General features: G+C 59.5%; 6 protein-coding genes and 2 tRNA genes. All 8 read right to left on the minus strand.

Annotated elements, in window-relative coordinates:
- Positions 1-177: 177 nt before the first annotated feature.
- Positions 178-252: transfer RNA gene (locus tag B7G66_RS00315), tRNA-Val, on the minus strand.
- 74 nt (positions 253-326) lie between these two features.
- Entirely contained in the window at positions 327-674 is a 348-nt protein-coding gene (locus B7G66_RS00320; RefSeq protein WP_159107935.1) for an HU family DNA-binding protein, read from the minus strand.
- Positions 675-796: 122 nt separating this feature from the next.
- Complete coding sequence (lon, locus tag B7G66_RS00325; RefSeq protein WP_003620744.1) at positions 797-3,292, minus strand: endopeptidase La; 2,496 nt, start codon at positions 3,290-3,292, stop codon at positions 797-799.
- 190 nt (positions 3,293-3,482) lie between these two features.
- Positions 3,483-4,742 (minus strand): ATP-dependent Clp protease ATP-binding subunit ClpX, encoded by a 1,260-nt coding sequence (clpX, locus tag B7G66_RS00330; protein WP_003620747.1) that lies wholly within the window; start codon positions 4,740-4,742, stop codon positions 3,483-3,485.
- 242 nt (positions 4,743-4,984) lie between these two features.
- On the minus strand, positions 4,985-5,620 hold the full coding sequence (locus tag B7G66_RS00335) for an ATP-dependent Clp protease proteolytic subunit (RefSeq protein WP_003620749.1): 636 nt from the start codon (positions 5,618-5,620) through the stop codon (positions 4,985-4,987).
- Positions 5,621-5,908: 288 nt separating this feature from the next.
- On the minus strand, positions 5,909-7,246 hold the full coding sequence (tig, locus tag B7G66_RS00340; RefSeq protein ID WP_003620750.1) for a trigger factor: 1,338 nt from the start codon (positions 7,244-7,246) through the stop codon (positions 5,909-5,911).
- A 97-nt stretch (positions 7,247-7,343) separates the two neighbouring features.
- Positions 7,344-7,428, minus strand: a tRNA-Leu gene (locus B7G66_RS00345).
- A 78-nt stretch (positions 7,429-7,506) separates the two neighbouring features.
- Positions 7,507-8,167 (minus strand): ADP-dependent NAD(P)H-hydrate dehydratase (locus B7G66_RS00350; RefSeq protein ID WP_048858746.1); only part of this gene is annotated, 661 nt, incomplete at its 5' end.

Consider the following 8,167-nt stretch of genomic DNA (forward strand, 5'->3'; position numbering starts at 1 on the left):
CCGGCGTGACAGGCCGGCGCTCTAACCAACTGAGCTACACCCGCGTAGGTGTGTGGGGATCTCTATCGATCCATCCCGGTGGCGTCAACAGGGTATGACACCTGAAACGTCCTGATCGCGATAATATCGTCATCTTATGACGATCACCGGATCAGTATCATCATGCAGCATGCTGCATGGTGGGCGATGACGGGATCGAACCGCCGACCCTCTCGGTGTAAACGAGACGCTCTACCGCTGAGCTAATCGCCCTTGTGATGCATCAGAAACAGAGGGGCCGGTAATCCACATCGTGGACCAGCACCCCTCAACCTGAGGCAAGCTGCTTATTTGCTTACAGCTTCTTTCAGGTTCTTGCCAGGCTTGAATCGCACGGAAGTCGAAGCCGGAATGTCGATCTCTTCACCCGTGCGCGGGTTGCGGCCCTTGGCGGCCTTGCGGGTTGCGGTCACAAACGTACCGAAACCGACCAGACGTACTTCCTGTCCGTTGGACAGGGCCTTTTCGATCGCGCCGAACACAGCATCGACCACTTCGCCCGCCTTCGCCTTTGCCAGGTCGGCGTTCTCGGCAACAGCAGCAACGAGTTCCTGCTTGTTAAGTGGCTTCTCCATTTTACGCCTTTCTATGTAACTGACTGCGACCGCTTCATCACGTATGTTTTGGCGTCGCATTTTCTGCCTGCACTATGCCGCTGTTTTCTCTCACGTCAACCGACCGAAGGCAGGGAATGACCCACAAAATCGGTCATTCCCCCCTGTCATGACAATTTTGCTACGCTTGACAGGTGCCCCAATCAGTGCGGGAGCGACGCCAGCGCCGGTTCGGCGGCCGGATTGGTGGCCACGCCTTCAGGCGGTTCCACCCATTCGATTGGATCGGGTGCATGGACCAGCGCCTTGGAAATGACCTCGTCCACGTGGGCGACGGGAATCACCTTCAGGTCGTCGATCACCGTCTTGGGGATATCCACCAGATCCTTTTCATTATCCTTGGGGATAAAGACCGTGCGTATTCCCGCGCGATGCGCCGCCAGCAGCTTCTCCTTCAGCCCACCGATGGCCAGCACACGCCCACGCAACGTGATTTCCCCGGTCATGCCGACATCACGACGCACGGGAATACCGGTCATCACGCTGACGATCGACGTGGCCATGGCGATGCCTGCCGACGGGCCATCCTTGGGCGTCGCGCCTTCGGGCACATGCACATGCAGGTCACGCTTTTCAAACAATGTCGGCTTGATGCCAAACGACACGGCCCGGCTGCGGACATAGGACAGGGCCGCCGCCACGCTTTCCTTCATCACATCGCCAAGCTTGCCCGTCAGCTTGATGTTGCCCTTGCCCGGCACCATCACGCTCTCGATCGTCAGGATCTCGCCCCCCACTTCGGTCCAGGCAAGGCCGGTGACGACCCCGACCATATCCTCGGTTTCAGTTTCGCCATGGCGGAAACGCTTTACGCCTGCATATTTTTCGAGGTTGTCCTTCGTGATCGCAACCGACTTGGCCTTACCCGTCACGATTTCCGTCACGGCCTTGCGCGCAAGGGTGGCGATCTCACGCTCAAGGTTACGCACCCCGGCCTCACGCGTATAGCTGCGGACCAGTTCAAGCAGGGCGTCGTCGCTGACGGACCATTCGCCGGGTTTGAGGTTGTTGGCCTCCGCCTGCTTGGACAGCAGGTGGCGCTTCGCAATCTCGACCTTCTCATCCTCGGTGTAACCTGACAGGCGGATGATCTCCATGCGGTCAAGCAGCGGCTGCGGCATGTTCAGGCTGTTAGCCGTGGTGATGAACATCACATCCGACAGGTCGTAATCCACCTCCAGATAGTGATCGCCAAAGGTTGCGTTCTGCTCCGGGTCCAGCACCTCAAGCAATGCCGAGGACGGATCGCCACGCCAGTCGGCACCGAGCTTGTCTATCTCATCAAGCAGGAAGAGCGGATTCGACGTCTTCGCCTTTTTCATGCCCTGAATGATCTTGCCGGGCATGGAACCGATATAGGTCCGCCGATGACCGCGAATCTCCGCCTCGTCACGCATTCCACCCAGCGACATGCGCACATACTGCCGTCCCGTCGCCTTTGCGATCGAACGTGCAAGCGACGTCTTGCCCACGCCCGGCGGCCCGACAAGGCACAGGATCGGCCCCTTGAGCTTCTGCGCACGACTCTGCACCGCCAGATATTCAAGGATGCGTTCCTTGACCTTCTCCAGCCCATAATGGTCGGTATCGAGGATCTTTTCCGCTTCGGGCAGGTCGTGGCGCACCTTGGAACGCTTTTTCCACGGAATGCCCAGCAGCCAGTCGAGGTAGTTGCGCACCACCGTCGATTCGGCTGACATCGGGCTCATGGTCCGCAGCTTCTTCAGCTCCGCCACCGCCTTGTCGCGCGCTTCCTTGCTCAGCTTGGTCTTGGCGATCTTTTCCTCAAGCTCGGCGGTCTCGTCCTTACCGTCCTCACCTTCGCCAAGTTCCTTCTGGATCGCCTTGAGCTGCTCATTCAGATAGTATTCGCGCTGCGTTTTTTCCATCTGCCGCTTGACGCGGTTGCGGATGCGCTTTTCCACCTGCAGGACACCGATTTCGGCCTCCATGTGGGCGAAAACCCGTTCCAAACGTGCATTGACATCCTGGATTTCAAGGATTTCCTGTTTTTCGGAAATCTTGAGGTTCAGGTGGCTTGCGATCGTATCCGCCAGCTTCGACAGGTTGTCGATCTGATTGAGGGAGACGAGAACCTCCGGCGCGATCTTCTTGTTCAGTTTGATATACTGCTCAAACTGGGAAATGATCGTGCGGCCCAGGGCCTCGGCTTCCTTGCCGTCGGTTTCCTCTTCCGACACTTCCTCGATCTCGGCCTCGAAATGGCCGTCGATCTCATGCAGGGTGGAAATGCGCGCACGACGCCCGCCTTCAACCAGCACCTTGACCGTCCCGTCTGGCAGCTTCAGCAACTGCAGGATCGTGGAAACCGTGCCATAACGGTAAATATCATCGACAGACGGATCATCCTGCGACGCGTTCTTCTGCGCCACCAGCAGGATCTGCTTGTCGTTCTTCGTGACGGCTTCCAACGCACGGACGGATTTTTCCCGCCCCACGAACAGCGGCACGATCATGTGGGGAAACACCACGATATCACGCAGCGGCAGGACGGCCATCGTGTCCTTTTCGCGCGGGGCAATGTCGTCGCCTTCATGCGACGACACCGATACCGGCACATTCTTTTCCGTATTTTCGGGGGTGCCGGGCACCTGGTCCAGTCTTTCGGATTCAGACATGTAACTTGACCTCCTGATGGACGATCCCGGGTCCACACCCGACACGCGGCCTGCGAACCCGTAACACCACACATGCGGTGACCTGATGAGTCATGTTGTCACTTGCCTTCACTGGCACAAGTGAGAGAATCGCAAATGACATGCATCATCAAAAACGAAAAACCTTTGCCAAAAGCAAATCCGGCGCGACTCAGGCGGACTGCTCTTCTGGCTGGGCCTTGCCATAGACATAGACCGGCGGGGCCTTGTTTTCCGCCGCGTCCTTGTTGACCACGATTTCCTCTACATTCTTCAGGCCCGGAAGGTCGAACATCGTCGTCAGCAGAATGCTTTCCAGAATGGCGCGCAGGCCACGCGCACCGGTGCGCCGCGCAATCGCGCGCTGGGCGATCGTACTCAACGCCTCATCGGAGAAGGTAAGCTTCACATCTTCCATCTGGAACAGGCGCGCATACTGCTTGACCAACGCATTCTTGGGCTTGGTCAGGATCTCGATCAACGCGGCTTCATCAAGGTCTTCAAGCGTGGCGAGAACCGGCAGACGACCGATGAATTCAGGGATCAGGCCGAACTTCAACAGGTCCTCGGGCTCGATATCGCGCAGGATCGCGCCCGTGCGGCGGTCATCGGGGGATTGCACATCCGCGCCGAACCCGATTCCCGATCCCTTGCCCCGGGCGCTGATGATCTTGTCGAGGCCTGCGAACGCACCACCACAGATAAACAGCATGTTGGTGGTGTCCACCTGCAGGAATTCCTGCTGTGGATGCTTGCGCCCGCCCTGCGGCGGGACAGAGGCCACCGTCCCTTCCATGATCTTGAGCAATGCCTGCTGCACGCCTTCCCCACTGACGTCGCGGGTGATCGAGGGATTGTCGGACTTGCGCGAAATCTTGTCGATCTCGTCGATATAGACGATGCCGCGCTGCGCCTTCTCCACATTGTAATCTGCGGCCTGCAGCAGCTTGAGGATGATATTCTCCACGTCCTCACCCACATAACCTGCTTCGGTCAGGGTCGTGGCGTCGGCCATGGTGAATGGAACATCAAGGATTCGCGCCAGCGTCTGCGCCAGCAGCGTCTTACCCGATCCTGTCGGGCCGATCAGCATGATGTTCGACTTTGCGATCTCGACGTCGTTGTTCTTCTGGCTGTGGGCCAGACGCTTGTAATGGTTATGGACCGCAACCGACAGCACCTTCTTGGCGTGCATCTGTCCGATGACATAGTCATCAAGGATATTGCAGATCTCACGCGGGGTCGGCACGCCATCACGCGATTTCACAAGGTGCGTCTTATGCTCCTCGCGGATGATATCCATGCACAGTTCGACGCATTCATCGCAAATGAACACGGTTGGACCGGCGATGAGCTTCCGGACCTCGTGCTGGGACTTGCCACAGAACGAGCAATAAAGGGTGTTTTTGGAATCGCCGGATTTGTTGTTCATAACCGCTCCTATTCCCCCGCAAGGAGGAACCTGTCCATTCCCGACGACCGGAACCTTTCACCTGTCCCGGTGCGCCGCAGCTTATCCAGTCGCCAAGGGATTGAAGATGCACCGCGCGGCATCCCCTTCCCCCAATAACACGCCAGCCGTATCACGCGACGGTGGCTTTCGTCGTGCCTGCAGGAACACGGGAACGCGCACGCGACATCGCGCATCGTAGTCCCGTGTCGCCCGCATGCATATCAGTCGGCGGCCTTTTCGGTTGCATGGTTGCGTACGACTTCATCAACGATGCCAAACGCACATGCCTCTTCCGCCGACATGTAGCTGTCACGTTCGAGCTTGCGCTCGATTTCCTCAAGCGTGCGGCCGGTGTGGTTTTCATAGATCTCGTTCAGGCGCTTGCGGATGGTCAGGATTTCCGTTGCCTGAATTTCGATGTCACTGGCCTGCCCCTGCGCCCCGCCGGAGGGCTGATGCACCATCACGCGGGAATTGGGCAGCGCGAAACGGCGACCCTTCTCCCCGCCGGCCAGCAGCAGCGACCCCATCGACGCTGCCTGACCAATGCACACCGTGCTGACGGGGCTGCGGATATACTGCATGGTGTCGTAAATCGCGAGACCAGCCGACACCACCCCACCAGGGCTGTTGATATAGAACGAGATTTCCTTGGTCGGGTTCACGCTTTCCAGATACAGGAGCTGCGCGGACACGACGGCGGAAACCTGATCGTATACAGGCCCGGTCAGAAAGATGATGCGCTCTTGCAGCAGGCGGGAATAGATATCGAATGCCCGCTCCCCGCGAGAGGTCTGCTCGACCACCATCGGCACAAGAGCATTATTGAAGATCTCTACGGGATTGCGATCCCTCATAGCCATATTCCCGATCCTGAAAAGCAAAAGCCCGACCTGCCCTGATTTTCCGACGTGCATGGGCGCGCCATCAAAACGGAGCAGCCGGACCTTTCCCGGTTACTTATGACAAAATAGAGACAAACACGCCAGATACCACCCCATTGCCGTCATTTTAGACAATATGATGCGAACATGACCTGCTGGCCCCGTCACGAAGGTCGTTGGACACGTAAAAACCACAACCGATCTTTACGCGTCCAGCCGACGTCCGCAAGGCCTGAACCGCAGCCTCAGATGACCGCAGCCTCAGACACTGGCTTCCGGCATCTCGGCCAGTTCCTCGGGCGTCACTTCCTTGTCTTCGACCTTTGCCAGTTCGACGATGTAGTCGATGACCTTGTTTTCAAAGATCGGGCCGCGCAGGCTGTCGGCGGCCTGCGGGTTCTTGCCAAAGAACTCGAACACGGCCTGTTCCTGGCCGGGATAGCGCATGGCTTCGGCACGGATCGCCTGCACCATCTCGTCCTGCGTGACGGAGATGTTGTTGACGCGTCCGATTTCCGCCAGCAGCAGGCCAAGCTTCACACGGCGTTCGGCAATCTTGCGATAGTCGGCGCGCAGCGTGTCTTCGTCCTTGTCCTTGTCCTCGTCATCCAGACGACCAGCCTTGCGGTCTTCCTCGATACGGTTCCAGATCTGCGTGAATTCGGCGTCAACCATGCCCGGAGGCGCGTCAAACGCCGTCTTTTCCGCCAACTGGTCCAGCAGGTCGCGCTTCAGGCGCAGGCGCGAAAGCTGCTCGTATTCCTGCTCCACCTGCTTGGTGATCAGTTCACGAACCTGCTCCAGCCCTTCAAAACCAAGCTTCTTGGCCAGTTCGTCATCAATCGGCGCATCGACCGGACGCTTCAGCTCCTTCGCCTTGATGTCAAAGGTGGCTTCCTTGCCTGCAAGGTTCTCGGCCTGATAATCGGCCGGGAACGTGACATGGATCACCTTTTCGTCACCAGCCTTCATGCCTTCAAGCTGCTCGGCAAAGCCGGGGATGAAGCCCGCGCCACCGATCTCGACATTCACGTCGTCGGCGGAACCGCCATCGAACGCGACGCCGTCGATCTTGCCGACGAAATCAACCATCAGGACATCGCCGTTTGCGGCGGGACGGTCCTCGGTGATCGTCTCAAACTCACGCTGGCGACCGGCGATTTCCTTCAGCGCCTTGTCAACCGTTTCCGCGTTCACCGCGGACTTCAGCCGTGTCAGCGACAGTGCCGAAAGGTCGGGCACCGGGATTTCGGGCAGGATCTCGAACGCAAGCGTGTATTCAAGGTCGGCCTTGCTGTCGGGTTCCCCGCCGGAGACGAGCTCAACCTTCGGCTGCATCGCCGGGCGCAGGCCGCGTTCATCCAGAAGCGTGCGCGTCGCGTCACCGATGACCTGATCCAGGATTTCCCCCTGGACCTCGGCCCCGAAACGCTGCTTGACGATGCTCAGCGGCACCTTGCCGGGACGGAACCCGGGCAGCTTCATGGACTGTCCAATTTCTTTCAGGCGCGCCGTGCGCTTGCTTTCAATTTCCTGCGCCGGAACCGTGACGGTAAAACCGCGCTTCAGGCCATCGGAAAGCGTTTCAGTAACCTGCATCTGCCAGGCCATCCTCTCGGTCAGAACGTATCAAAGAACGCAAGAGGCCGGTTGGGCCACCACGTCTGCTCGCATAACGCGAATTGCCGGGGTTTTATGGTACGGGCGAAGGGACTTGAACCCCCACGACTTGCGTCACCAGAACCTAAATCTGGCGTGTCTACCAATTCCACCACGCCCGCACATTGCCCAAGCTACAAGCGCGCGGCTTTAGCGCAGAGTAGCCATCGGGGCAAGATGCGAACCAGAATAACACACTCTCAGCCGTGCTTTTTTTGCCCTTCCGCCTCGGCCTTCGCGCGCGCCTCACCCAGATGCAGGTCGAACTGCTCCGCAATGGGCCATGGCCCCGCGCGCATCGCGGCCTCTCCATGCAGCCACACGGCCGCGCATGCCCCCTCCCACGCGGGCATACCCGCAGCCAGCATGGCGGCGATGATCCCGCTCAGCGTATCGCCTGACCCCGCCGTACCCAGCGCGGGCGTCGCATGATCGTTGATCGCAACCCGCCCATCCGGGGCGGCGATGATCGTATCCGGCCCCTTCATCACCACCACGGCATCAATCAGGACCGCCGCCGCGCGCGCCGCAGCCAGGCGATCATCACCGGGATGGCCGAACACACGCGCAAACTCCCCCGCGTGGGGGGTGACGACTGCCGCCCCACGCAAAAGGCCGGGGCGCCCCGCCGCCATGGAAAATGCCCCAGCATCCGCCACAACCTGCCGCCCGGCCTCCACCAGCACGGGAAAGACGCTGCCCACCTCCTCCACCGTCAGGCCGGGGCCACAGACCCATACCCTGCGCCGGGCGTCGGCCAGAAGGTCAGTCAACGGTGCGGCATCCACAATCAGGCCCGCCGGGACCTGCATGCGGTACAGGTCGGCAGCCCCCCCCACCGCCAGCCGCACCAGCCCGGCG

Source organism: Novacetimonas hansenii JCM 7643, assembly GCF_000964405.1.
Taxonomy (GTDB): domain Bacteria; phylum Pseudomonadota; class Alphaproteobacteria; order Acetobacterales; family Acetobacteraceae; genus Novacetimonas; species Novacetimonas hansenii.

Coding starts and splice junctions, on each gene's coding strand:
- tig (WP_003620750.1), bottom strand. CDS start 7,246: ATGCAGGTTACTGAAACGCTTTCCGATGGCCTGAAGCGCGGTTTTACC.
- B7G66_RS00335 (WP_003620749.1), bottom strand. CDS start 5,620: ATGAGGGATCGCAATCCCGTAGAGATCTTCAATAATGCTCTTGTGCCG.
- lon (WP_003620744.1), bottom strand. CDS start 3,292: ATGTCTGAATCCGAAAGACTGGACCAGGTGCCCGGCACCCCCGAAAAT.
- B7G66_RS00320 (WP_159107935.1), bottom strand. CDS start 674: ATGCGACGCCAAAACATACGTGATGAAGCGGTCGCAGTCAGTTACATA.
- clpX (WP_003620747.1), bottom strand. CDS start 4,742: ATGAACAACAAATCCGGCGATTCCAAAAACACCCTTTATTGCTCGTTC.